Genomic DNA, 22615 nt, shown 5'->3' with positions numbered 1-22615 from the left:
TTGAGAAGTAGCGCCTGCCCCACGGCCTCAGACGCCGGAGCGGACCGATGTGAGACGGGGTGTCGTGAAGACCGGCGGCTGGCCCGCCGGGACCGGCTGTTCCGGCTGGTCCACGGCGCCCTGCCACAGCAGCACCCGGTGCCGGCGCTCCCAGCGGGCCGCCCGTTCGGCCCGCATCAGCGGGTCCACCGCCCAGACGAGGTTGAACGTCACGACCAGCGGTTCGTAGACGGCCAGTGCCGTGCCCAGCGGGAGCCAGAGGGCAAGCCTCATTCCGTAAGTCCTGATCAGCCACAACCGGACCTGTGCCGGGGCGGACAGCGCCCTGGCCGGGTCCGCGATCGGGACCGCGGCCCGGAACAGCGGGAGATCGCCCTCCTTCAGCAGACCGCTCGTGGAGGCGACCCCCCAGAAGACGCCCCAGGCCGCAATCGCCGCGATGAACCACCAACCGGGCAGTCGGACGGGGCCGTTCGCCGCGACGCCCACCGTCGCGGCGATCAGCCCCGAGACCCCTATCACCAGGGCGTACGCCAACTGTTTGTGTACGAACCTGACCATGACCGCGTCCCCCTTGTACGCCACGGACGGGCACTCGGTGTCACTATGCCCAGGTGGACACGGTCACCGACCGTCCCGGCCGATGCGTTCGCCAAGAGTTCAACGCCGCGGCACCCGCCGCCTGATCCACCGCGCCGCCAGCAGCATCCCCGTGAGCACGGCGACCGCCGCGAGCGCCAGCAGCCAGTTGCGTACGTAGTCCAGCGGCAGCACGGTCGGGTTCTTCGGCGTTCCCGGCCGCAGCAGTACCGGCAGGGCGACCACCGTCAGGCAGCCCGCCACGACCAGCGCGCCCCGGACCGTTCCGCGCGCCGGGACCGCCGCGAGGAGCAGGCCCACGCCGAGGACCAGCGGGGCGACGATCCCGTCGTGCAGGACGATCGCGCCCGCCAGCCACAGCGCCACGTCCTTCAGCTGTCCGCCCGTCACCAGCAGTACCGCGCCGACGGTCATCAGCGCGAGGCCCAGCGCACCCGTCACGATCCGCATCAGATGACCTCCATCCGGGCAACCCACTTGGTCTGCAGCACACCGGGCCGGTTCGGGGCGATGATGCGCGCCGGGTAGCCGTGGTCGAGCGAGAGCACCTGGCCGTTGAGGCGCAGGGCGAGCAGGCTGAGCGGATCGTCGGCGTAGTCGGCGCCCATCTCCATCACGCGGTAGGCGCCGCGCCGCTCCATCGACACGACCCGTACCGCCGTGCCGGGCCGGGCTCCGGCGCGCTCCAGCAGGTCCCGTACGCGCACGCCGGTCCACTGGGCCGACTTGCTCCAGCCCTCCACGCAGGCGATCGGAAGGGTGACGGTCGTCTGGGGCAGCGCCCTGAGTTCGTCGAGGGTGAGTTCGTAACTGTGCTTGCCGACCACGGTCAGCCGCCAGTCGGCGACGGTCAGCGCCGTCACCCCCGCGGTGGATGCCATGCGGTTGACGGGCAGCCCCTGCGGGCCGTGGTCGGGATGTCTCGGCGCGAGCAGGTCGAAGCGCTTGAGGGGAGTGAAGGACTGACCGACTGTCGTCAGCGTGACCGCGCCGACCGCCGCCGCGATGCCGGTCAGCAGGGAGCGCCGGTCGGGCCCGTCCGCCGCCGGCAGTTCGAGCGTGCCCGGTGAGCGGCTGGTCCAATGCGCTCTGATCTCCGGGTACTTGACCGCGATGTGCAGTATCAGCGCGCCGAACAGCAGCCATGCCACGGCGAAGTGGACGGGGACGAACGAGAACGGCCACGGGTACCACTGGACGGTGTTGAGCAGCCCGGTGAAGAGCTGGAAGACAGCCGCGGCGACCAGGACCGCCACCGAAAGACGCTCCAGTGCGTGGCGCACCGACCTCAGCGCGGGCCACACGAACAGCCGGGGGTACACGGCCCACAGCTTGGCGAACAGCAGCGGGATCGCCGCGATACCGCTCGCCACATGCAGCCCCTGTGTCACCCGGTAGCCCCAGGACGGACGGCTCGGCAGGACGTTCACGAGATAGTCCGGCGGGTGCTGGAGGTAGTGGCTGATCACGCCGGTCACGAAGCACACGGCGATCGCCAGGCCCAGCCAGCGGCCGATCGAGGTCGCCGTACGGGCGTCGTGCAGCTTGCCCGAGAAGGACGGCAAGGGAGGCGCGGACAGTCTGGGCAGTCGGGGCGGCTTGATCTTCATGTCTTCCATGAGACCCCCGCCAAGGCCCCTGTGGGGCGGCGTGACACCTTACGGAATGCGGACATCAGGAGGTGGCGCGGCGTCCGGCCCCCTTCCCGGTGCCAGGCTGAGCCTGTGATCAACCCGCGTACTCTCACCGCCGGCGTCCTCCTCGCGGCCCTGACGGCCGCACTCGCGCTGACCGTCCGCAAAGACGGCTATTTCACCGACTCCGTCGGTCTTTCCTGGTGGTACGCCGCCTGCTGGACACTGTTCGCCGCGGCGGTCTTCGCGGTGCGCAAGGCGCCAGTGCGCCAGGCCGTGGTCCTGGTGATCGCGGGCGGTGTCGCGGTCGCCGCGACCGGGCTGCTGGCTCCCCCGCGCACCAGTACGGACTCCTATCGCTATGCCTGGGACGGCAGGGTGCAGGCGGCCGGCATCTCGCCGTACGACCACGCCCCGGCCGATCCCGCGCTCACGGGGCTGCGTGACGACTGGCTGTTCCCGAGCGGGGCCGCGTGCGCCGGGCCCGACCTCGTACGCATCGCCGGGCCCCGGGGCGAGGTGCACTGCACACGGATCAACCGGCCGCAGGTGCACACCATCTACCCGCCGGTGGCGGAGGGGTACTTCCTGCTCGTCGACTCCCTCGCGCCGGACGGTTCACGGCACAAGGCACTTCAGGCCGGCGGTGTGGCGTTGTCTCTGGGCACCACGGCGGCGCTGCTGCTCGTATTGCGCAGGCGCGGCGATCCCCGCAGTGCGGCGTACTGGGCATGGTGCCCGATCGTGCCCATCGAAGCGGTGAACAACGCGCATGCCGATGTGCTCGGGGCGCTGCTGACCGTGGTGGGCCTGGGAGTACTGATACGGCGCCGCATCGCGGGCGGGGCGCTGCTCGGGGCGGCGATCGCGACCAAGCTGCTGCCGGCGGTGGTGCTGCCTGGCGCCCTGTCCGGGGTGCGGCGGGTACGGGACGCGGCGGCGGTCCTGCTGCCGGCGACCGCCGTGGTCGCGCTGACGTATTTGCCGTACGTCCTGGTCTCCAACAGCTCGGTGCTCGGCTATCTCAGCGGCTATACGGAGGAGGAGGGCTACGACGATCCCTCGGCCCGCAACCGCTACGCCCTGGTGCGACTGGTACTGCCGGACGACTGGGCGCTGCCCGCCGTGATCGTGGCGATGCTGGCGGTCACCGCCCATGTCCTGCTGCGCGGCGATCCCGAACGCCCGTGGAGCGGCGCCCTGCTGGTCACCGGATCGGCCTTCCTGCTGCTGACTCCCGGCTACTCCTGGTACGCGCTGCTGCTGGCCGCGCTGGTGGCGCTGGACGGACGGTGGGAGTGGCTCGCGGTCGCGGTCGCGGGCGCGGCCAAGTACGTGACCGTGAGGTCGGACGCCGACCCGCAGAGCATGGGGACCTGGGTGTACGCGGTCGCAGCCGGTGTCGTGCTCACCGGCTGCGTACTGCGCCGTCGTGGGCCACGGCGCCCGGCGCCGCGCGGTGGGTACGACCGGCAGGTCGGCAGTGCTCTGCGGGGTCAGCGGAGTTCCGCATGAGCCCAATGGCCAACTCTGCTGTCTTTACGGCCCGTTGGGCGCCCCCTACGCTCCGGCCCCATGACCACACCCGGTACCCGTTTACGAAGAGCGGCCGCGCTCGCCACCGCGGGCGCGCTGCTCGCCGGCGGACTGCTGGCCGCCACGCCATCGGCGGCGGCCGACAGCCCCGTGACCGAAGCCGCCACGGTGGTGCCCGTACAGACCACCGGCCCCGCGGACAAGCGCTTCAACATCATCGTTCTCGGCGACGGCTACACCGCCGCCGAGCTCCCCAAGTTCCGCGCCGACGTCGACAAGCACCTCAATGTGCTCTGGTCCACCGAGCCTTTCGCCTCGTACCGCTCCTACGTCAACGTCTGGGCCGTGGAGGTCCCTTCGGCCGAGTCCGGCGTGGACTGCGACCCGGGTCTGGACTCGCCGCGCCGCAACACCGCGCTGGGCATGGGCTTCTGGGGCGGCTGCAACTCCGGCAGCGTGCAGCGTCTGCTGACCGTCGACAGCTCACCGGCGTCCGCTCTCGCCGATCTCGTCCCCGGGTCGGCGAGCGCCAACCGGCAGATCGTGGCGCTCGCCAACAGCGAGACCTACGGCGGCGCGGGAGGCACATTCGCCACCGCGTCCGGCGGCAACGCGCTCTCCTCGCTGATCACCCCGCACGAGATCGGCCACTCGCTGGGCAATCTCCAGGACGAGTACGACTACTACGCGCGAGGGGTCCCTGGTGCGGCGTACGAAGGCGGTGAGCCGTCGTCCGCCCACCACACCCTGCTCACCGAGGAGCAGATGAAGCAGCAGCGGGCCAAGTGGTGGCGCTGGCTGGGCGAGAAGAGCGAATCGGGCGGGGTGATCGGCCGGTTCGAGGGCGGGATGTACAGCACCAAGGGCGTCTGGCGGCCCAGCAAGCACTCGATCATGAAGACCCTCGGGTACGCCTTCGACCAGGTCGGGCGCGAGGTGATGACCCAAAAGATCTCCGCCAAGGTCAGCCTCGTCCAGGACCACACCCCGAACGGCGCACCGATCGGCGACGACCGGACGGTGTGGGTGGACACCCTGCATCCGGTGGGCGGTGAGCTCGATGTCGTATGGCGGCTGGACGGCCGTCCGCTGCGTGCTGTCGGCGATGCCCGGACGGTGGATCTGCGCGGGCTCCAACTCCCGCGCGGCGTCCACTCCTTGACGGCGACCATCAGCGACCCGACGCCGTTCGTACGGGACCCCGCGATCCGCGCGTCCGCCGCGCTGACCCGTACCGTCTCCTGGAATGTGGACACCGAGGTCACGACCCCGCGGGAGCCGGTCGCGGCAGCCTTCGCCGGTCACACCGACACCGCGGCCCCGTTGGGCTCGGCCTCGGTCGTGTACGCGGACACCACGCACCCCGCCGACCGGACCCACTCCGTGCGCTGGACGCTCGACGGGCGGCCGGTGGCCAATCCGGGCAACGACCGCGATCTCGATCTGGGCGCACTGCGACTGCCTCCCGGCACCCACAGCCTCACGGCTCGTATCGCGGGCACGAAGACGTCGCTGACCTGGAGGGTCGACGCGGCACCCGCGGCCGGGGCGTACACACTCTCCAAACCGTTGCGCACCGTGCACCGGCCGGGCAGGCCCGTGGAGTACGTCTACGACGGCCCGTTCACGATGAAGCTGACGGCCCGCGACGACCAGGACGGCTCCGTGGTCTCGCAGTTCCGGGTCGACGGCGACGGCTGGCAGACCTACTACGGCTGGCCGACGGACGCGGACGCGCCGTACCGCTTCACCCCGGGCGGCACGGTCATCGACGGTCTCGTCTACGGCAAGCTCGGCCGTACACGCGCGGTGCCGTGGGACGACGCCACACCCGACTACGGGACCCACACGATCGAGTACCGGACGATCGACGCGGCAGGCAATGTCTCGCCGCCGAAGGCGTTCCTCGCGACGCTGCTCCCGCCGGGGGCCACGAAGCGCTGAGCCGACACCTGAGCCGGCACCCGAGCCGACAGCCGAACCGTCAGGTGAGCAGGAAGTCCGCCTTCCCGGACTTGGCCCCCTGGATGAACGCCTCCATTTCGTTGGAGGTGTAGATGAGGGCGGGGCCGTCCGGGTCGGCGGACTGGCGCACCGCGACCCGGCCGTCGGCCAGCTTCATCGTCTCGAAGCAGTTGCCGCCGTTGCCGCCGCTCCACGGCTTGTGCCAGCCCTCTTCGCCCAGTTCGGCCGCCGGCATCCCGTTGTATATGTGGTGATTCATTACAACTCCTTGCGGAGACCCTTGAGAATCTCCTTCGTGCGTTGCGCAGTCGCGGCCTGAGCCGCCATGCGGTCCAGAACCTCCAGATGCGAGGCGACCTCGGGGCGGGCGTCCAGGTAGACGGCGCCGGTGAGGTACTCGCTGTAGACCATGTCCGGGAGCTCGGGGACGGCGAACCGGAAGAGGACGAACGGCCCGTAGGTGCCGGGGTGATGTCCGGTCGCGAACTCCGCGATCTGCAGGGTGATATGGGGCAGCCGGGCCCATTCGAGCAGCTTGTCGATCTGCGCTCGCATGACGCCGGGGCCACCGACGGGCCGGCGGAAGACCGTCTCGTCCATGATCACCCAGAACTTGGGTGCGTCGGGTCGGGTGAGCAGAGCCTGGCGTTCCATCCGCAGCGCCACATGGCGCTCGATGTCGGCCGGATCGGTCTGCCCGACGGCTCCGCCGGTCATGATCGCCCGGGCGTAGTCCTCCGTCTGCAGCAGACCGGGCACGAAGTGCGGCTCGTAGGTCCGGATGAGGGCGGCGGCACCCTCCAGACTCACGTACATGCTGAACCAGCCGGGCAGAACGTCGTGAAAGCGCTGCCACCAGCCGGGCTTGTTGGCCTCCTCGGCGAGCTCGATGAAACCCCGGGCCTCGTCGTCAGTGATCCCGTAGGCGTTCAGCAGCAGTTGGACATAGGGGATCTTCAGCGCGACCTCGGCGGTTTCCATCCGGCGGATGGTGCCTGCGGCCACGCGAAGGACCTTTGCCGCTTCCTCGCGCCTGAGTCCGGCCCGCTCCCGCAGATCCTGCAAGCGCTTGCCGAGAACGACCTGGCCCACCGTGGGGGCGGACCGCGGTTCACTCACTTCGAGACCTCCCCACGTGCTGTTGCGTGCAGTGTGCCACGCTCCCGCAAGGATGAATATGCCCACTCTGAATATTTCAAAGTGGGCCTTGCCAAGCTGACCATTACAGCGGGAGAGTGGTCGGGTGAACCGTGACGCGCTCACCGCCCCACACGTGGACCAGTGCTCGGGGGCCGACCACCACCGGTACGGCTTCGAGCTTCCGGCGCGCGTCGAATTCGTCGCGAGAGCGCGAAGACTCGCGCGCGAGCGGCTGCAACTCTGGGGCATAGGCGGGGACGTTCACGACACAGCGATGCTCGTCGTCTCCGAACTGGTCACCAATGCGGTCGTGCACACCGACGGCCATCTGGTGGCCTGCGAACTTCTCAACGGCGCCGAGCGCCTGCGTATCACCGTGCAGGACCAGGGGTCGTCCCCCGCCGGCCCGCACGTGTGCCACACCCTCGAAGAGGAACGCGGGCGCGGCCTTCTGCTGGTCGAGGCCGTCAGCAGCGCCTGGGGGGCGTACGACTCGCAGCACGGCCCCGGCCGTCTCGTCTGGGCGGAACTGCCGCACGCCCGCACGTCCCGGGAGGGCGGCATTCCGCACGCCCGCGCATCCCGGGAAAGCGGCATTCCGCACGATCCGCAGAGGCCATGCTGAAAAGCCTGGCGACGCTCCTCTTCTTCCGGAGCTTCTCCCGGAGGTTCCCACGGAGCGCCCGCCGCGGCACCGTCCGCACCGAGACCCCGTTGACCCGGCTCGACCTTCCGCCCACGCTCTCGGCCCATCTGGGCTGTGACGCCGTGGGCTTTCCCGCGCGCCACGGCTTCCGGCTGCTGGGCGGACTGCCGCGCTACGGCTGCGTCTTCGCCGACACCGACTGGTGGTGGTGGATCGTGCCGGCCGGCTCGGACCTGGAGCTGACCTGGCCGCTGCCGTCGCACTACGCCCGCGGCGCGTACGTACCGGCGGTGAATCCCCGGCTGATCCGCCGGCCCGACGACACCAGCCCGTACACCCCGCCGATCCCCCTCTATCTGATGGCGTGCCAGCTCACCGGAACAGCTCCCCGGTGGACGGCCGGTGTGGGCGGCGCGCGCACCGCCTGAGCCGACGCAGGGGCACACGGAAGATCAGCCCCTGCAGCCCGAAAGCCCCCGGGACCGCATAGGCTTTGATGCATGTCAGAAGCCAATTCGAGCCCGGAGCGGCAGGGGCTCACACCACGCCAGGCGCGTCATGTACGGATAGCTCTCTCCGCGGTCATCATGATCGCCGTGGGGGTCACGCTCGTGCTGCGGCTCGGCAGCACGCACTCGGTGCTGACGATGGGCTTCTACGGCATCGCGCTGATCCTCTCGGGCAGCGCGCTGGTGCTCAGCCGCCAGGGGCGTACGCGGGTGGCCACCGCGGTGCTGGGGGTCGGGGTCGCGGTGGCCCTCGTGTCGGAGTGGGCCGTGGCGTCGATGCGTTGAGCTTGATCTTTACTGCTCGTAGACCTCGGCCAGGCGATCCCGGAGCCGCGCGTGGCGGATCAGTCTGCCGGGCCTTGTCCCCTTGTAGACAGCCGCGATCCTTTCCAGCGGACCGGTCAGGTCCAGCGGGAGAGTGGCCGCCGCTTCGGCCGAGACGTCGAGGATGCTGTCCCGGCGGCCGGTCAACGTCTCAGGTGCCGGTCGACAGCGCACAGGCAGCGGGGCCGGATCCCACAACCGCTGCTGCTCCTCCTCACGCTTCAGGAAGGCGCTGACCCTGTCCGCGAGCAGATTGGCCTTCCCGGCCAGCGAGTTGTCGGCGGGGCGCGCAGCGGGAAGGATGAGCACGTTGTTCGCGTAATCGCCGGTGCTCACGATGCCGTGGTTGTCGCCGCCCACGCTCACCGACCGGTCGCCGCCCGACCGGTCGGGCTTGTGCTCGGCGTGGTCCGGCTTCTGCAGACCGGGCCTGCCGCTCACTGGTGCAGGGTGTCGCACCGTCGCCGGTGGAAACGATCCCGGAGTTGTTTCCGGCGATGGCGACACTGCGCTCCCCGTCGGCTGAGTCGCTCAGCGCCTCGTGCAGGGCGATCCCCAGCTCCGCGCGCCGCACGGCGATCATGTCCCCGCCCGCGTCCTCGTCCGCCGGGCTGGTGACGTTGACTCGATCGGCGTCGGCGTCGGCGCCGCGGTTCAGGACCCTGGCGAGCAGCCGCTGCCGGTCGAGCAGCGCATCGATCTCGGGCACAGGCGTTCCCCCTGCCGCACAAGCGAATTCAGGTTCCATGCTAGTCACGCAGGCACCGTCGGTCAGCGGATCGGCCGCGAAATTGATCCCAGGTCAGGTTTCGCGGGCGACGCCCGCGCCTCAGCCGCTGGAGACCGCTCGCAGATGCGACTTGCCGCGCCGCACGTCGGGCGACACGGCGGACCGACCCTCGCGCATGACCAGCGTCAGCCGGGTGAATCCCCGGTCCTGCAGGGTTCCGGGGGTCTCGTCGAGGATCCGGCACTCGGTGCGCCCCCACCGGGGATCGGGGTGGTGGAGCGGCCGTACGGCTCCGTCGTGATGCACGGCCGCCGCTCCCATGACGCGCATCCAGTGCGGCAGTCCGAAGCGGTAGGCGGCGTCCATGATCGGATCGCCCGCGATGTCGCCACGAATGGCCTGAAGGACTCGGTCCTCCGGGTAACGCTCCAGGGCCGCGTCGAGCTGCGCCAGCAAGGGCAGGCACCAGCTCGTCTCACGGTCGCCGAGCACCGCACCGGCGTCCGGGTGGAACAGCACGAACCTGAGGAAGTTGTCGCCGGGCATGGCTGTGGGGTGCGGCGCGATGCCGTGGAACAGCGCCGCGAAGGAGTGGTTGGCGTGTGCCACGTCCCAGCGCCGGTCGAGCAGCACCGAAGGCATCGGCACGGCGTCCATCATCGCGGCATAGTCGTGCAGGTAGGCCTGGGTTTCGGGGTCCGGCGCAGCACCGGGGTCCGGCTCTCCGGGCGCCGCGGGGGTGGGCAGCGCGGGTGCGGTGACGGGCGCGAACGGGCGAATGGGCCCGGACGGGAACGCCGGACCCGAGGGGCGCGCGGGTCCCAGCGGAAGCGTGGACAAGGACGCTGACGAGGGCCTGTTGCAGGTGGCAGGGGGATCCCGGTCGACGGCGAGACGGAAGAGCCAGCCGCCCTGCTGGTCGCTCATCTCCAGGGCCTTGACCAGGGCACAGAGCCTGTCGTCGGTCCAGTCCTGGGCGGGGGTGCACTCCCAGTTTCCGTACGCGCCTGTGCTGATCTCGAGCCGGGCGGCCACGTCCTCCACGCTCAGCCCGAGCTCTTCGCGGCGCCGCCTGATGACATCGGTGACCCGCCTTGCCCGGACCGCGCCGCGAGCCGTGCCGGAGTGGCCTCGCCGCCCATGGGCACCGGGTCGTTCCACGCCTGCCTCATATGTCATCGAGAACGCCACCCTCTCGAAGTCCCGGTGCGGCAGGGCCATTTGGATCATCACCGCGTGGGCGATCCTGCTACCCGCACAGGGTCATGTCAACTATCGTGGCATTGGCCGCCGCTGAGCGCTCAGATCGCGCCACAGCTGTGGCAAGGCCTGGTTACACTTCCCTGAAACAGTTACTCTCCCGGCAGCCCACTGTGTGCGGAGTGACCTCGCGTGATCTAGGAGACCTACTGGTGACAGACGGCTTCTTGGTTCCGGGCCCGACAGCCGCAGGCCCCCTGACGGCATCGATTTCCCGTCTGGCCGAACTCGCGGGCAAGCTCGGTGTGCCTCACAGTGAGGTCTTCGACGTACATCACCTCTCCGAGGCCTCCGGCGTCCCCGCCGAAGTGGTCGGGGACCTCCTCGACGGCCGGCCCGCCGGCGAACCCGACCTCCAGGCGCGCTTTCTCCAGCGCTTCGATCTGCTGCGCAGGACGCGGCTCAAGCCCAACGGCCGCCGCTACACCCAGCAGGAGATCGCCGACGGCGCGGGCATGTCGCGGCAGCAGGCGGGGGCTCTCATCAACGGCGACCGCCGGCCGACCATGGAGCACTGCGACGCCATTCAGCGCTTCTTCAAGGTCCACGCCGGATTCCTCACCGCCGAGGACGCCGACGCGCTCGACGGCGCCCTGCAGCGCACCGAGCAGACGCTGCTGCACGACTACACCGGCGACAGCGACCCGCTGGAGCGTCTGTTGCAGGACCATGGGGTACGGGGCATCGCCTGGCGCGCGGCCCAGCTTCCCACCGACAAGCACCGCGACAAGGTCACCGAATGGCTCGACATGCTCCTGGAGAGCGTCAAGCCGACGGAGTCCTGAAGTGAACCCTGCACCGACGGGAGAACGGTGAACAAAGGCAAAGAGATGCGGCGGTTGTGCGGCGAACTGATCGCCGGAATCGACCTGCCCGTCCCCGCGGAACCGACGGACCTCTACGCCACCCTGTGCGCAAGGATGAGCAGCCGACGCGGCCGGCCGGTCCAGTTCCGCATGGCCTCTTTCCCCCCGGGAACCGCGAGCGGGCTCTGGCTCGACATGGCGGACCAGGACCTCATCGTCATCGAGGAGCGCACCGCCCCCGACCACCAACTGGTCATCCTCGGGCATGAGTTGTGGCACATGCAGGCCGGTCACTGCAGCCACCACGTCGAAGGCGCGGCCGTCGCGGCACGACTGCTGAACGACGGAGCCGACCTTCAGGACACCGTCCTGAAGGTCGCGGCCCGTACGCACTTCAACGTCGCCGAGGAGAACGAGGCGGAGAGCTTCGGTCTGCTGCTGAGCTCCAAGTGCCGTTCACTGCTGACGAGTTCGCCCGCCCACGGTCCCCTGCCCGGTCTGGACGTCATCGAGGGCCGTATCGAGGCGTCACTGGGATACCGAAAGCCGCAGGGCTGATGCGTGGAAGGCCTGGACCTCTGCATACCGGGCGCGGCGCACGCCGTCGCGTTCGCCTGTCGGCCGCGGGGATTCAGCCGCAGGCGGCGTGACCCGCTGCTGCGGTCCGTGAGCGCACTGCGCCCGGTGGCAGAGCTCGAGACCGATCCGGCGGGCGCGTGAGTGGGAACGGCCCCGGGAACCATCCACCGCTGGAGCCCAAGGCCGACCGGGAAACGGTACGACGGCACAACCTCAGCCTGGTGCTGCGGGCGGTCCGCGACGCGGGCGAGGTGACCCGGGCCGGGGTCTCGGCGCGAGTGGGGCTGACCCGCGCGGCCGTCTCCTCCCTGGTCGAGCAGCTGCTGGACAGCGGGTTCCTGACGGAGTCGGGCAAGACCTTCAGCGGTCAGGCGGGCCGTCCGGGCACGGTGCTGAAGGTGGCCCGTACCGGAGTCGCGGGCATCGGGGTCGAGATCAACGTCGACTATGTCGCTGTGTGCGTGGTCGACCTGGCGGGCACCGACCGGGTGCGGCTGGTCGAGCACATCGACAACAGGGGCGCGCCGCCCGAGCGGGTGCTGGACCGGGCCGCGTTGATCGCCGCCCGGGCCTTGGTGTCCGCGGCCGAGCAGGACCTGCACCCCGTCGGCGCCCAGTTGGCGCTGCCGGGCCTCGTCTCGGCCGGAACCGTCCGGTACGCGCCCAACCTCGGCTGGACGCGCGTCGCGGCCGAGGGCCCGTTCGCCGAGGCGCTTGCCGCGCTGCGTCCCGCGCAGCCCGTCCTGCCGGTGCGGTCCGAGAACGAGGCCAATGTGGCGGCCCTGGCGGAGCTGTGGTTCGGGGGCCTCGGCGACGTACGCAGCTTCCTGTATCTGACCGGCGAGATCGGGGTCGGCGGCGCGCTGGTCCTGAACGGTGAACTGCTGCGCGGCGCTCACGGTTTCGCCGGTGAGATCGGCCATGTCGTGGTGTCCCCGGACGGGCCCGAATGCCGCTGCGGCTCGCGCGGCTGCCTGGAGCAGTACGCCGGGCAGTCGGCGCTGCTGCGGGCCGCGGGCCTCGACGAGCACAGCGGCGCGCGGGGCGTGGCCCAGCTGGAACGCCGGGCCCGCGCGGGCGACGAGCGCGCGGTGTCGGCCCTCCGCCGGGCCGGGCTGCTGCTGGGCCGGGTGCTGTCCGGCGCGGTGAACCTCTTCGACCCGGACGCGGTGGTGCTCGGCGGGATCTACGGACCGCTGCTGCCGTGGCTGGCGCCGCCGGCCGACGGCGAGCTGTCGGCCAGGGTGGTCTCGGGCCTGTGGCCCGAGACCGCGGGCCGCCTGCGTGCCGCGTCCCCGGCGGCGGACGCGGCACGGGGTGCGGCGGCGCTGGTGGTACGGGACGTACTGGGAGACCCGGTGCGGTACGCGGCACGGGGCCGCACATCCAGCCCGTCCGGCGTTTGAGGACATGCGGCCGAAGGTCGCACATGGGGAGGTTGGGGGTCCCCCCGGACGGAGTCTGGGGGAGGGCGGGGTGGGGTGAAAGCCCGCCGCAGGCGCCCTGTTCAGCGCACCCCGAGCAAGTGGTCCAGCGCCAGCTGGTCCAGCTCCTCGAACGCCATCCCCCGCTCCGCCGCCGCCTCCACGTCGAACTCCTCGAACGCGGACCGGTCCGCCAGCAGCCCGGACAGCCCGTCCTCAGCCGTGGAGCGGCAGAGTTCGTCCAGGCGCGCCGCCCGCAGCGCCTCCCGGACCGCGGGGTCCGCGCGGAACGCCGCGGCCCGTTCCCGCAGAATCAGATAGTTGCGCATACAGCCCGCCGCCGACGCCCACACCCCATCCGCGTCCTCCGTCCTCGGCGGCTTGAAGTCGAAGTGCCTCGGGCCCTCGTAGCCGCAGGTCTCCAGCAGGTCGACCAGCCAGAAGGCGGACCGCAGATCGCCCGCGCCGAAGCGCAGGTCCTGGTCGTACTTGATGCCGTTCTGCCCGTTGAGGTCGATGTGGAAGAGCTTGCCCGCCCACAGCGCCTGGGCGACGGAGTGCGTGAAGTTCAGCCCGGCCATCTGTTCGTGGCCGACCTCGGGGTTGACTCCGTACAGCTCGGGCCGCTCCAACTGTTCGATGAAGGCCAGCGCATGGCCGACGGTCGGCAGCAGGATGTCGCCGCGCGGCTCGTTCGGCTTGGGCTCGATGGCGAAGCGCAGCTCGTAGCCCTGCTCGGTGACGTACTCCCCCAGCAGGTCGAAGGCTTCCTTCATCCGGTCCAGCGCGGTGCGTACATCCTTCGCCGCGCCCGACTCCGCGCCTTCGCGGCCGCCCCAGGCGACATAGGTGCGCGCCCCGAGCTCGGCGGCCAGGTCGATGGTCCGGATGGTCTTGCGCAGCGCGTACCGGCGTACGTCCCGGTCGTTGGCAGTGAAGCCGCCGTCCTTGAACACAGGGTGGGTGAAGAGATTGGTGGTGGCCATGGGCACGACCAGGCCGGTGGCGTCCAGCGCCTGCCGGAAGCGTTTGACGTGCGACTCGCGCTCGGACTCGGAGGCGCCGAAGGGGATCAGGTCGTTGTCGTGGAAGGTGACGCCGTACGCGCCGAGTGAGGCGAGCCGCTGTACGGACTCGACGGGGTCCAGTGGCGGGCGGGTCGCGTCCCCGAACGGGTCTCTGCCCTGCCAGCCGACCGTCCAGAGGCCGAAGCTGAACTTGTCGTCGGGGGTGGGAGTGAAGCCTTGCGCCATGGCCATGACCGCCTTCGGACCCTGGTTTGTTTGCTGACCTTACTAATGATGCATACCCCATCCCGATCGCAGTAGCCCCCAACACCTGTTCGCGCACGACCGCTTGACGTAATTTGTTCGGCGGACGGCCAAATAGGCCGGGAGGGAGAGGTGGGAACCATGCCCGCGCAGCAGGCGGTCATCGGCGTGGACAGCTCGACCCAGTCCGCCAAGGCCGCGTTCATCGACGCCGCCACCGGCCGCACGCTCGCCGTCGGCCGGGCCCCGCACCAGGTCGGCGGCGAGGGCGGCGCACGCGAGAGCGACCCCGAGGTGTGGTGGTACGCGCTGCGCGAGGCCGTTTCCGCCGGGCTCAAGGAGTCGGGCCTGCCCGCCTCCGCAGTCACCGGTATCGCGGTCGCGGGCCAGCAGCACGGCCTGGTGGTCCTCGACCGGTCCGGACGTCCGGTCCGTCCCGCGCTGCTGTGGAACGACACCCGTTCGGCCCCGCAGGCGGCCGCCCTCACGGAGGCGCTCGGCGGGCCCGATGCCTGGACCGCCCGTACCGGATCGGTACCGGTCGCCTCCATGACGGCCGCCAAGTGGCAGTGGCTGCGCGAGAACGAACCACGGGCCGCCAAGGCGGCCGCCGCCGTACGCCTCCCCCACGACTTCCTCACCGAACGGCTTGCGGGCACCGCGGCCACCGACCCCGGTGACGCCTCGGGCACCTGCTGGTACTCCACCGCCACCGGCGCGTACGACCCGGAAATCCTTCAACTCATCGGCCTGGACGCCGACTTGGTGCCCCCGGTGGCCGCGACCGGAGCCGTACGCATCGGCTCGCTGACCGACACCGCGGCAGCCGACCTCGGCCTGCCCGCGGGCATCGCCGTCGCCGCGGGCACCGGCGACAACATGGCCGCCGCGGTCGGCCTCGGGCTCGGCGGCGCGGGGCTCCTCGACCACCCGGCCCTCAGCCTCGGCACCTCGGGCACCGTCTTCGCGGCCAGCCGCACCCGGCCCGCCTCTCCGGCACTCGCCGGGTTCGCCGCCGCCGACGGTACGTATCTCCCGCTGGCCTGCACCCTGAACTGCACGCTCGCCGTCGACAAGATCGCGACCCTGCTGGGCCTCGGCCGTGACGCCGCCGAGGCGGGCGGTGAAGTCGTGCTGCTGCCCTACCTCGACGGGGAGCGCACCCCCGATCTGCCCGCTGCTTCCGGTCTGCTCACCGGGCTTCGCCACACCACCACCCGCCAGCAGCTCCTCGGCGCGGCCTACGAGGGCGCGGTGGTGACGGTGCTGCGCGCGCTGGACGAAGTGCTCCGCGCCTGCGGCCTCGACCCGGCCGACGAGGAGGTGGCGGCCCGCCCGCTGCGCCTGGTGGGCGGCGGAGCCAAGGGACGGCACTGGGTGGAGACCGTGCGCCGCCTCTCCGGCCGCCCGCTGCTGATCCCTCAGAGCGGCGAGCTCGTCGCGCTCGGCGCGGCGGCCCTCGCGGCGGGAGCCGCGACGGGCGAGGACCCGGTCGCGCTGGCGAGCAGCTGGCAGAGGGACGGCGGGGCCGTCGAACTCCCGCCGGTGGAGCGGGACATGGCGACCTGGGAGCGGGTCACGGCCGTACTGGAGAAGGCGGCGCCGACGCTGCTCGCATAACGTTCGCGCGGCTTAGCCCATGACCAGCAGGACTCCCGCGTACGAGACCCCCGCCACGACCACCCACGCGCTCAGCCCCAGCGCCGCGACCCGCGCCCCCGTGCGCGTCAGGGACGGCAGGTCGACCGCGCTGCCCAGACCGAACAGCGCTGCGGCGAGCAGGAGTTCCTGCGCGTGCTGTGCCACGTCGATGACCGATGTCGGCAGCAGGCCCGTACTGCGCAGGGCCACCATCGCCAGGAAGCCGACCACGAAGAGCGGGACGAGCGGCAGCCGCTTCCTCGCCGTCGCAGCGCCGCGCCGTCTGTGTCGTACGGACAAGGCCACCGCCGCGACGAGCGGTGCGAGCAGCGCCACGCGCATCAGCTTGACCAGGACCGCCTCAGCGAGCGCGTCGGAGCCCGCGGTCTGCGCGGTGGCCACGACCTGCCCCACGTCGTGAACGCTCGCGCCGACCCAGCGCCCGAACTCCGCCTCGCTCAGCCCCAACGGCTGCTGCAGCAACGGCAGTACGGCGATGGCGAGGGTTCCGCACAGTGTCACCAGCGCGACGGACGTCGCGGCGTCGCGCTCGTCGCTGTCCGTCGCCTCGCTCACCGCGCCTATCGCGGACGCCCCGCAGATGGAGTATCCGGCGGCGATCAGCAGCGGCTGATCGCCCGGGAGCCCCATCCGGCGGCCCAGCCACCAGGTACCCAGGAAGGTCGCGGCGACGACGCCGAGCACCATGGTGACCGTCGCCCAGCCGAGGCCGAGGACGTCGTCCAGGCTCAGCTTCAGCCCGAGCAGCACGATACCGACGCGCATCAGGCGCTTCGCGGCGTACGAGAGTCCCGGGCGGGCCGCTCCCCGGACCAGGGCGCGTGCGCCCGGCAGATGCGCCGCCACGATTCCCAGCACCACGGCGGCGGTCAGCATCGGTATGTCCGGCAGGAGTTGGTGTGCGGACCAGGCGACGGCGACAGCGGACGCGGCGAGGGCAAGGCCGGGCAGGGTGCGGGGCGCGGCCGCGGAAGGGGGTGCCTTGGCCGCCCGTTCCCTCAGCAGCGCCATCAGCGGTCGGCCGGCAGCTCGTAGACCCGCCGGACGCTGGTGCCCAGACGCGAGATGTCCGCCCCGTACACATGAAGGGAGATCGCCCGGCCGGGTCCCGCGTTCCAGACCCGGTGGATGTCGCCGGGCGGCGCGAATCCGCAGACCTCGCCCTGCCCGTTGACGACATCGCCGGTGGCGACAAGGCGCGCGGCCGCGCCGGTGGCCTGGGAGGGGAGGAGGCGGTAGCGCCGCTCGTACTCCTCGCCCTCGTGCACACCGGTGGTGCACCACGACACATGGTCGTGCACCGAAGTCCCCTGGCCCGGCAGCCAGACCAGGGCGACGATCGAGAAGCTTCCGTCGTGTTCGGCGTGCAGCAGATGCTGGCGGTAGCGGGCGGGGTCGCTCTCGCACTGCTCGGAGGTGAGCAGATCGTCCGCGCCGAGATGCGGTGCGAGGCGCTCGCCGACCAGATACGCCGTCAGGTCCGGCGGCAGGCCTCTCCCGACGGCCTCGCGCACGTCGGCGATCAGCGCGTCGAGGCGGTCGGTCGTGCGGGCGGCCGTGAAGGCGGTCGTTCCGGTCGAGAGGGTCATACGGGCAGCGTCGAGCCGCCCGACCCATCACGTCCAACGACGGTTTCTTGGCGACTCCCCAAGCTCCGCTTATCAGTGGGTCGCCGCTGTCTCAGCAGCCGATCTTGTTCGCCGCGACCTTCTTCAGCTCGTCGAGTACCAGCGCCGTCGCGGGTATCCGCAGATGTTCTTTCAGTACATACGCCGAGATCTGCCGCCGGGAAGCGGGTTGCAGCGGCCGTCCGGTGACTTTGCGGTGGCAGAGGAAGTTCAGTACGAGCGCCGGGATCATCGCGACGCCGAGCCCCTCCGCAACCAGGCTCTGCACCACGAGATTGTCGTCGGTCGTGAACGCGATGTCCGGCGCGAACCCCTGCTCGCCGCATTCGTGAAGGAGATTGGCGCGGCAGCGCAGACATCCGGCTATCCACCGCTCCTGCGCCAGATCCGCGAGCTGGACGGCTCTGCGCCGCGCCAGCGGATGCCCGGTCGGCAGCAGCACCGTCAACTGGTCTTCCAGGAGCGGGATCTCCACCAGCTCGTCCGGCACCTCTTCATGCAGGCCGGGATAGGTGAAGGCGAGCGTGATGTCGCACTCCCCGCGTACCAGGCGATGGAGCGACTCCGGCGGCTCGCTCTCCAGCAGGTCGACGCGCACACCGGGGTGGGCGGCGGCGAGGCGGGCCATCGCCTCCGGGATGAGGGTGGCATTGGCGCTGGGGAACGCGCAGACGCGGACCCTTCCCGCGCGCAGCCGGGTCAGCGCGCTCATCTGCTGCTGGGCCACTGACATGCTGTCCAGGATGACCGTGGCATGCCGCGACAGGGCCTCGCCCGCTTCGGTGAGACGCATACGGCGGCCGACCCGGATGAACAGCGGTGTGCCGACGTCCCGTTCGAGGGACTTCATCTGCTGGGTGATCGCCGGTTGCGTATAGCCCAGGGTGCGGGCGGCCGCCGAGTACGAACCGGCTCTGACCACTTCATGGAACGTTCTGATGTGCCGGGAATCGAACACATCTGAATCATAAGCAGAATTTGGGTACCCGGGGGACCCCGCCGCTCGCTTGGCCGCTATACGCCGCCGCTATACGCCGCCGCGATACGCCGCCGACGACCGCTACTGCCACGGCTACGCCTTGCGCGCCACTCCCGCGTAGAGCGAAGCCGCCTCGTTCCCCTCGGTGACCTCGTCCACGCCCAGCTCGGGGTGCCACCGCGTCAGCTGGACGATGCCGGGCTCCGTCAGCTCAAGCCCCTCGAAGAAGCGGCCGACCTCGTCGCGCGAGCGCGGCACCAGGGTGACGCCGCCCGCAGCGTACATGTCGACGCCGCGCTGGACGGCGAGCGGGTCGAAGTCGGCTGTGAGCTGCGACAGTACGAGATAGCTGCCGGACGGCAACGCGTCCACGAGCTGTCCCACCAGCTCGTACGGACTGGCCTCGTCGGCGACGAAGTGCAGCAGCGCCACCAGCGAGAGGGCGATCGGCTGCTCGAAGTCGAGGACCTTTCTGGCCTGTTCAAGTATGCGCCCGGGCTCGCGCACATCTGCCTGGATGTAGTCGGTCACGCCCTCGGGAGTGCTGCGCAGCAGCGCCTCCGCGTGGGTGAGCACGATCGGGTCGTTGTCGGTGTAGACGACGCGGGACTCGGGCGCCACGCCCTGGGCTATCTGGTGCAGATTGGGCTCGGTGGGGATGCCGGTGCCGATGTCGAGGTACTGGCGTATGCCCGCCTCGCCCGCCATCCATCGGGTGACGCGGTGCATGAACCACCGGTTGGTCTGGGCGACATGCTTGGCGCGGTTGTCGATACTCATGATGTGGCGTCCCAGTTGCTCGTCGACCGGGTAGTTGTCCTTGCCGCCGAGGAACCAGTCGTACACCCGGGCCGGATGCGGCTTGCTGGTGTCGATCCTGGGGACGGCCGGCTCGCTCCCGGTCATGAGGCGCTCCCTGGATGGTCAGGAATTCTGCTTCGTCGATCATGTGATCCTCGCAGGAGGAGAGACCACCGGCAAGCAACTCTTCCTCCGGGAACGGGGAGTTGGGCGCAGGTGAGGGCGAGGTGCGCCGACGGAGGGGGCGAGCGGTGGTTGGGGGATGCGGCAGAGTAGGCGGCGGCACATATCGGACGGTTGGAAGGGATGGCGATGATTCTGGAGCTGCAGCCGGAGGTGGGAGTTGACACGCTCAGGCTCGGCATGTCGGCCGACGAGGCGGTCGGGGCCGCGCGCGAACTGGGCTTCGCCCCGTCCGACCCTGACTACGGTGACGCGCCCGGACAGGTGCTCTGCGAGCACGGGGAGTCCCAGACGGAGTTCAATCTCGGCTTCACCAAGGGCGCGCTGACAGACATCCATGTGTACCGGTTCCGAGTCGAGGACGCGGATGTGACGGTCGTCCTCGACGGGCTCGACGTCTTCCGGACTCCAAGCGAAGAGCTGCTGGAGCGCCTTGAGGAACGGGGCCACACGGTCGAGCAGAACGACGACGGCGTGGACACCCTTCCCGACCTCAAGGTGATCCTTTCGAACGAAAGCAGCTTCGATTACCCGATGGACGAGGAGGGGGACCCGATCTCCTTCGACTACGCCCTCGTCACCTCGGTGGACTTCCGGGGGCGGCGCGGGGACTGACTCCGGCGGCCGTCTATCGGGCCGGTCGCACTAGGTCGGGGACGACCGTGAACGTCGTACCTGGGAGAGGTACTGCGACGCGGAGCGCGGGCGGTTCGTATTCCGGAGCGCTCCTCGCGGAGGGCCGCAGGCCCCCGGCGGGGTGCGAGTGCTCCACTGAACAGGCGTTCACTTCGGATACGCAGGTGAGGGCCCGCCCACCCGCAATCGCCGGAATTCCCGGCCCCGTTCTTGCACACGGATAGAGAATGAGGACCGTTATGAACGACACCCCCGGCTCTTTCGAACTCCTGCCCGGCGCCGCCGACTCGCCGGTGATTCTGCACGTCCCCCACTCATCTCGAGTCGTACCGGAGCCGGTCCGCAGCGGTATCGAGCTGGACGACGCGGCGCTGGGGCGGGAGCTCGACCACATCACCGACGCCCACACCGCGGAGATCGCCGCCGCCGCGGCGGCAGAGGCCGCTCCCGTCGCCCCCTGGCGTTTCGTGAACGGTCTTTCGCGACTAGTGATCGATCCCGAGCGGTTTCCCGATGAACGGGAGGAGATGCTGGCCGTCGGCATGGGCACGGTCTACACCCACACCACGCATGGCGAGCAACTGCGCTCACCGGATGTGGACCCACAGCCGCTGATCGACCGCTACTTCCGTCCGTACGCGGAGGCGATGACCGCAGCGGTCGGCGATCGGCTGGCGGCAACCGGACGCGCTGTCGTCGTCGACATCCACTCGTATCCGACCGAGCCACTGCCGTACGAGCTGCACGGCGAGGGCCCAAGGCCGCCGGTCTGCCTGGGCGCCGACGACTTCCACACTCCGCCGGAGCTCGTCGCCCTGGCCGGGAAGGCGTTCGCCGGTTTCGGCGGCACGGCGGTCAACACGCCCTTCGCCGGTACGTATGTGCCGTTGAAGTACTACGGCAAGGACCCTCGCGTCAGCGCGCTGATGATCGAGGTCCGCAGGGACCTCTACATGACGGAGCCGGGCGGCCCCGCCGGCCCCGGCCTCGCGGCGCTCGCACGCGCGGTGGCCGACCTGTTCGGTCACACGGGCGGGACGAGAGTCCTGTAGCGGTCGGGGCCATCCCGGTCGCCCTTGGCCGATCGCCGGTCTCTTGCGCAGCAACCTCCTTGGCTGCGCACCAAAATTGCCTGGTGCCTCTGCTGCGTCTCGGGCAGGGTCCGCATGGATGAGCAACGAATCAGCGGGTGGCCAGGCATACGCAACGGTGGACTCGCTCAAAGGGCTTCTGCAACGCGGTCGGGGTCTGGGCGCACTACATGCGATGGACGATCCGGCTAATGCGGCCGCCTGGCAGGCAGGCGTTGAACGTCCAGGCATGCCGGTTGTCACCTGGGTCGCCAGTGTTTTCATGGCGTTTGCCGCCGGGCTGCTGGAGTCCATTGCCGGGCCTCCGGCAACCCGGCCGCAGCCAGGCCCGATTGGTCAGGACTCCTGGAGAGCGGCGTCCACCTCCCGGGTGACGCCGGTCCAGTCGTCCAGTTCGCGCACGCGTGCGGCGAGGGCGCCGCGAATGCCGTCCTCCGCCGCGCGTCCCAGGGCGAGGCGCAGGGGCGGCTGCTTGGCGTCTACGGCGCTGATGACGGCCGCGGCGACTCGGGCGGCATCGAGGAACGCTTCAGGGGACAGTTCACCGAGCGAGCTCTGGACGGCGCGCACGGTCCGGTCGTAGTCGGGGGTGGGTTCGGCGAACACCAGGTGGGACAGGAAGCCGGTCCCCATGTAGCCCGGCTCGATCAGCGTGAGCTTGATGTCCAGGGGGGCGAGTTCGGCAGCCAGGGCGTCGGAGAGTCCTTCGAGCGCGTACTTGCTGGCGGCGAGCAGACCGACGCCCGCGTGCGCCAACTGCCCGTAGAGCGAGGATCCCTGGAGGATGTGGCCCGATCGCTGCCCTCGCAGGACGGGCAGCGTCGCGCGCAGCACGTTCAGCGGGCCGAAGACGTTGGTGTCGAAGATGGCCCGGGCCTGTGCGTCGGTCGCCTCCTCGACGGCGCCGAACAGTCCGTATCCCGCGATATTGGCGACCACGTCGATGCGGCCGAAGGCGGCGAGGGTCTGCTCGACGGCGCGGTGGGCCGCGCTTTCGTCTTGGACGTCGAGTTCGATCGCGATGACCTGGCCGGGGTAGCGGTCGACGAGGTCGGCGACCGACTCCGTGCGGCAGGCAGTTGCCGCGACGCGGTCGCCGCGGTCGAGGGCGGTGATCGCCAGTGCCCGACCGAGGCCCTGAGAGGAGCCGGTGATGAACCAGGTGCGGGCAGGGTTCGAGGTGTCACTGTCGTTCGTCATGGTTAGGACCA

The 22615-nt window shown here is 70.4% G+C and carries 24 protein-coding genes; 11 read left to right on the top strand and 13 right to left on the bottom strand.

Annotated features, from left to right (window positions below):
* Positions 1 to 27 precede the first annotated feature (27 nt).
* The 3 genes from OG741_RS32670 to OG741_RS32660 all read right to left on the bottom strand — a co-directional run bounded on the left by OG741_RS32670 (position 28) and on the right by OG741_RS32660 (position 2210).
* The gene (locus OG741_RS32670) at positions 28 to 561 is read right to left on the bottom strand and encodes a hypothetical protein (protein ID WP_405603702.1); all 534 of its coding nucleotides are present in this window, start codon (positions 559 to 561) and stop codon (positions 28 to 30) included.
* 99 nt (positions 562 to 660) lie between these two features.
* A complete protein-coding gene (locus tag OG741_RS32665) occupies positions 661 to 1050 on the bottom strand; it encodes a hypothetical protein (protein WP_405603701.1) in 390 nt (129 codons plus the stop codon).
* Entirely contained in the window at positions 1050 to 2210 is a 1161-nt protein-coding gene (locus tag OG741_RS32660; protein WP_405603700.1) for a molybdopterin-dependent oxidoreductase, read from the bottom strand. Before OG741_RS32660 ends, OG741_RS32665 begins: the two co-directional genes overlap by 1 nt.
* A 114-nt stretch (positions 2211 to 2324) precedes the next feature.
* Between OG741_RS32660 and OG741_RS32655 the strand changes: the two genes are divergently transcribed.
* Together OG741_RS32655 and OG741_RS32650 are read left to right on the top strand one after the other, a co-directional pair.
* The gene (locus tag OG741_RS32655; protein ID WP_405603698.1) at positions 2325 to 3749 is read left to right on the top strand and encodes a glycosyltransferase 87 family protein; all 1425 of its coding nucleotides are present in this window, start codon (positions 2325 to 2327) and stop codon (positions 3747 to 3749) included.
* Between the two features lie 60 nt (positions 3750 to 3809).
* Entirely contained in the window at positions 3810 to 5714 is a 1905-nt protein-coding gene (locus tag OG741_RS32650) for a M64 family metallopeptidase (protein WP_405603697.1), read from the top strand.
* Positions 5715 to 5754: 40 nt separating this feature from the next.
* On the opposite strand, the gene OG741_RS32645 is transcribed toward OG741_RS32650, so the two are convergent.
* Positions 5755 to 5994, bottom strand: a complete 240-nt coding sequence (locus tag OG741_RS32645) for a DUF397 domain-containing protein (RefSeq protein ID WP_266483335.1) — start codon at positions 5992 to 5994, stop codon at positions 5755 to 5757.
* Complete coding sequence (locus tag OG741_RS32640) at positions 5994 to 6854, bottom strand: helix-turn-helix domain-containing protein (RefSeq protein WP_405603695.1); 861 nt, start codon at positions 6852 to 6854, stop codon at positions 5994 to 5996. The genes OG741_RS32645 and OG741_RS32640 overlap by 1 nt, the downstream gene beginning before the upstream one ends.
* Before the next feature lie 124 nt (positions 6855 to 6978).
* Between OG741_RS32640 and OG741_RS32635 the strand changes: the two genes are divergently transcribed.
* From OG741_RS32635 to OG741_RS32625, 3 genes are all read left to right on the top strand, one after another.
* Complete coding sequence (locus tag OG741_RS32635; RefSeq protein ID WP_405603694.1) at positions 6979 to 7500, top strand: ATP-binding protein; 522 nt, start codon at positions 6979 to 6981, stop codon at positions 7498 to 7500.
* Positions 7494 to 7949, top strand: a complete 456-nt coding sequence (locus OG741_RS32630) for a hypothetical protein (protein WP_405603692.1) — start codon at positions 7494 to 7496, stop codon at positions 7947 to 7949. The genes OG741_RS32635 and OG741_RS32630 overlap by 7 nt, the downstream gene beginning before the upstream one ends.
* Before the next feature lie 72 nt (positions 7950 to 8021).
* Complete coding sequence (locus OG741_RS32625; RefSeq protein ID WP_266483327.1) at positions 8022 to 8315, top strand: hypothetical protein; 294 nt, start codon at positions 8022 to 8024, stop codon at positions 8313 to 8315.
* Positions 8316 to 8324: 9 nt separating this feature from the next.
* Here OG741_RS32625 and OG741_RS32620 read toward each other — a convergent pair whose 3' ends face one another.
* Both OG741_RS32620 and OG741_RS32615 read right to left on the bottom strand, forming a co-directional pair.
* Entirely contained in the window at positions 8325 to 8795 is a 471-nt protein-coding gene (locus tag OG741_RS32620) for a hypothetical protein (protein ID WP_405603691.1), read from the bottom strand.
* Positions 8796 to 9183: 388 nt separating this feature from the next.
* Positions 9184 to 10245: a transcriptional regulator gene (locus OG741_RS32615; protein ID WP_405603690.1), complete on the bottom strand. Its 1062-nt coding sequence runs from the start codon at positions 10243 to 10245 to the stop codon at positions 9184 to 9186.
* A 251-nt stretch (positions 10246 to 10496) separates the two neighbouring features.
* Here OG741_RS32615 and OG741_RS32610 point away from each other — a divergent pair, with 251 nt between their 5' ends.
* The 3 genes from OG741_RS32610 (at position 10497) to OG741_RS32600 (ending at position 13135) form a co-directional block, all read left to right on the top strand.
* On the top strand, positions 10497 to 11129 hold the full coding sequence (locus OG741_RS32610; RefSeq protein WP_405603688.1) for a helix-turn-helix domain-containing protein: 633 nt from the start codon (positions 10497 to 10499) through the stop codon (positions 11127 to 11129).
* 45 nt (positions 11130 to 11174) lie between these two features.
* On the top strand, positions 11175 to 11708 hold the full coding sequence (locus tag OG741_RS32605; protein WP_405605878.1) for a toxin-antitoxin system, toxin component: 534 nt from the start codon (positions 11175 to 11177) through the stop codon (positions 11706 to 11708).
* 158 nt (positions 11709 to 11866) lie between these two features.
* Entirely contained in the window at positions 11867 to 13135 is a 1269-nt protein-coding gene (locus tag OG741_RS32600) for an ROK family protein (protein ID WP_405603687.1), read from the top strand.
* 101 nt (positions 13136 to 13236) lie between these two features.
* Here OG741_RS32600 and xylA read toward each other — a convergent pair whose 3' ends face one another.
* On the bottom strand, positions 13237 to 14406 hold the full coding sequence (gene xylA, locus OG741_RS32595; RefSeq protein WP_405605876.1) for a xylose isomerase: 1170 nt from the start codon (positions 14404 to 14406) through the stop codon (positions 13237 to 13239).
* A gap of 159 nt (positions 14407 to 14565) precedes the next feature.
* Here xylA and xylB point away from each other — a divergent pair, with 159 nt between their 5' ends.
* Positions 14566 to 16044 (top strand): xylulokinase, encoded by a 1479-nt coding sequence (xylB, locus tag OG741_RS32590; protein WP_405603686.1) that lies wholly within the window; start codon positions 14566 to 14568, stop codon positions 16042 to 16044.
* A gap of 12 nt (positions 16045 to 16056) precedes the next feature.
* Here xylB and OG741_RS32585 read toward each other — a convergent pair whose 3' ends face one another.
* From OG741_RS32585 to OG741_RS32570, 4 genes are all read right to left on the bottom strand, one after another.
* Positions 16057 to 17097 (bottom strand): YeiH family protein, encoded by a 1041-nt coding sequence (locus tag OG741_RS32585; protein ID WP_405603685.1) that lies wholly within the window; start codon positions 17095 to 17097, stop codon positions 16057 to 16059.
* Positions 17097 to 17675, bottom strand: coding sequence for a cysteine dioxygenase (locus OG741_RS32580; protein ID WP_405603683.1), 579 nt, complete (start codon positions 17673 to 17675; stop codon positions 17097 to 17099). Before OG741_RS32580 ends, OG741_RS32585 begins: the two co-directional genes overlap by 1 nt.
* Positions 17676 to 17766: 91 nt before the next feature.
* Positions 17767 to 18672 (bottom strand): LysR family transcriptional regulator, encoded by a 906-nt coding sequence (locus OG741_RS32575; RefSeq protein WP_405603681.1) that lies wholly within the window; start codon positions 18670 to 18672, stop codon positions 17767 to 17769.
* A gap of 114 nt (positions 18673 to 18786) precedes the next feature.
* Positions 18787 to 19599 (bottom strand): SAM-dependent methyltransferase, encoded by an 813-nt coding sequence (locus tag OG741_RS32570; RefSeq protein WP_405603680.1) that lies wholly within the window; start codon positions 19597 to 19599, stop codon positions 18787 to 18789.
* 201 nt (positions 19600 to 19800) lie between these two features.
* Between OG741_RS32570 and OG741_RS32565 the strand changes: the two genes are divergently transcribed.
* Entirely contained in the window at positions 19801 to 20292 is a 492-nt protein-coding gene (locus OG741_RS32565) for a hypothetical protein (RefSeq protein WP_405603678.1), read from the top strand.
* A 260-nt stretch (positions 20293 to 20552) separates the two neighbouring features.
* Entirely contained in the window at positions 20553 to 21365 is an 813-nt protein-coding gene (locus tag OG741_RS32560) for an N-formylglutamate amidohydrolase (RefSeq protein ID WP_405603677.1), read from the top strand.
* Between the two features lie 375 nt (positions 21366 to 21740).
* Here the strand turns inward: OG741_RS32560 and OG741_RS32555 are convergent, their stop codons facing one another.
* Positions 21741 to 22604 carry an SDR family NAD(P)-dependent oxidoreductase gene (locus OG741_RS32555; protein WP_405603675.1) on the bottom strand — a complete coding sequence of 288 codons (864 nt, stop codon included), beginning with the start codon at positions 22602 to 22604 and terminating at the stop codon, positions 21741 to 21743.
* Positions 22605 to 22615: the final 11 nt, after the last annotated feature.

The sequence above is a fragment of the Streptomyces sp. NBC_01410 genome (genome assembly GCF_045040195.1).
In the GTDB taxonomy this organism is placed as follows: Bacteria; Actinomycetota; Actinomycetes; order Streptomycetales; family Streptomycetaceae; genus Streptomyces.
This window is presented reverse-complemented; position numbering and strand designations above follow the sequence as displayed.

What these genes read in the sequence shown, in the direction of transcription:
- OG741_RS32645 (WP_266483335.1), bottom strand. Translation starts at nt 5,994, where the DNA reads ATGAATCACCACATATACAACGGGATGCCGGCGGCCGAACTGGGCGAA.
- OG741_RS32650 (WP_405603697.1), top strand. Translation starts at nt 3,810, where the DNA reads ATGACCACACCCGGTACCCGTTTACGAAGAGCGGCCGCGCTCGCCACC.
- OG741_RS32570 (WP_405603680.1), bottom strand. Translation starts at nt 19,599, where the DNA reads ATGACCGGGAGCGAGCCGGCCGTCCCCAGGATCGACACCAGCAAGCCG.
- OG741_RS32585 (WP_405603685.1), bottom strand. Translation starts at nt 17,097, where the DNA reads ATGGCGCTGCTGAGGGAACGGGCGGCCAAGGCACCCCCTTCCGCGGCC.
- OG741_RS32660 (WP_405603700.1), bottom strand. Translation starts at nt 2,210, where the DNA reads ATGAAGATCAAGCCGCCCCGACTGCCCAGACTGTCCGCGCCTCCCTTG.
- OG741_RS32670 (WP_405603702.1), bottom strand. Translation starts at nt 561, where the DNA reads ATGGTCAGGTTCGTACACAAACAGTTGGCGTACGCCCTGGTGATAGGG.
- xylB (WP_405603686.1), top strand. Translation starts at nt 14,566, where the DNA reads ATGCCCGCGCAGCAGGCGGTCATCGGCGTGGACAGCTCGACCCAGTCC.
- OG741_RS32580 (WP_405603683.1), bottom strand. Translation starts at nt 17,675, where the DNA reads ATGACCCTCTCGACCGGAACGACCGCCTTCACGGCCGCCCGCACGACC.
- OG741_RS32665 (WP_405603701.1), bottom strand. Translation starts at nt 1,050, where the DNA reads ATGCGGATCGTGACGGGTGCGCTGGGCCTCGCGCTGATGACCGTCGGC.
- OG741_RS32605 (WP_405605878.1), top strand. Translation starts at nt 11,175, where the DNA reads ATGCGGCGGTTGTGCGGCGAACTGATCGCCGGAATCGACCTGCCCGTC.
- OG741_RS32555 (WP_405603675.1), bottom strand. Translation starts at nt 22,604, where the DNA reads ATGACGAACGACAGTGACACCTCGAACCCTGCCCGCACCTGGTTCATC.
- OG741_RS32630 (WP_405603692.1), top strand. Translation starts at nt 7,494, where the DNA reads ATGCTGAAAAGCCTGGCGACGCTCCTCTTCTTCCGGAGCTTCTCCCGG.
- OG741_RS32560 (WP_405603677.1), top strand. Translation starts at nt 20,553, where the DNA reads ATGAACGACACCCCCGGCTCTTTCGAACTCCTGCCCGGCGCCGCCGAC.
- OG741_RS32565 (WP_405603678.1), top strand. Translation starts at nt 19,801, where the DNA reads ATGGCGATGATTCTGGAGCTGCAGCCGGAGGTGGGAGTTGACACGCTC.
- OG741_RS32625 (WP_266483327.1), top strand. Translation starts at nt 8,022, where the DNA reads ATGTCAGAAGCCAATTCGAGCCCGGAGCGGCAGGGGCTCACACCACGC.
- xylA (WP_405605876.1), bottom strand. Translation starts at nt 14,406, where the DNA reads ATGGCGCAAGGCTTCACTCCCACCCCCGACGACAAGTTCAGCTTCGGC.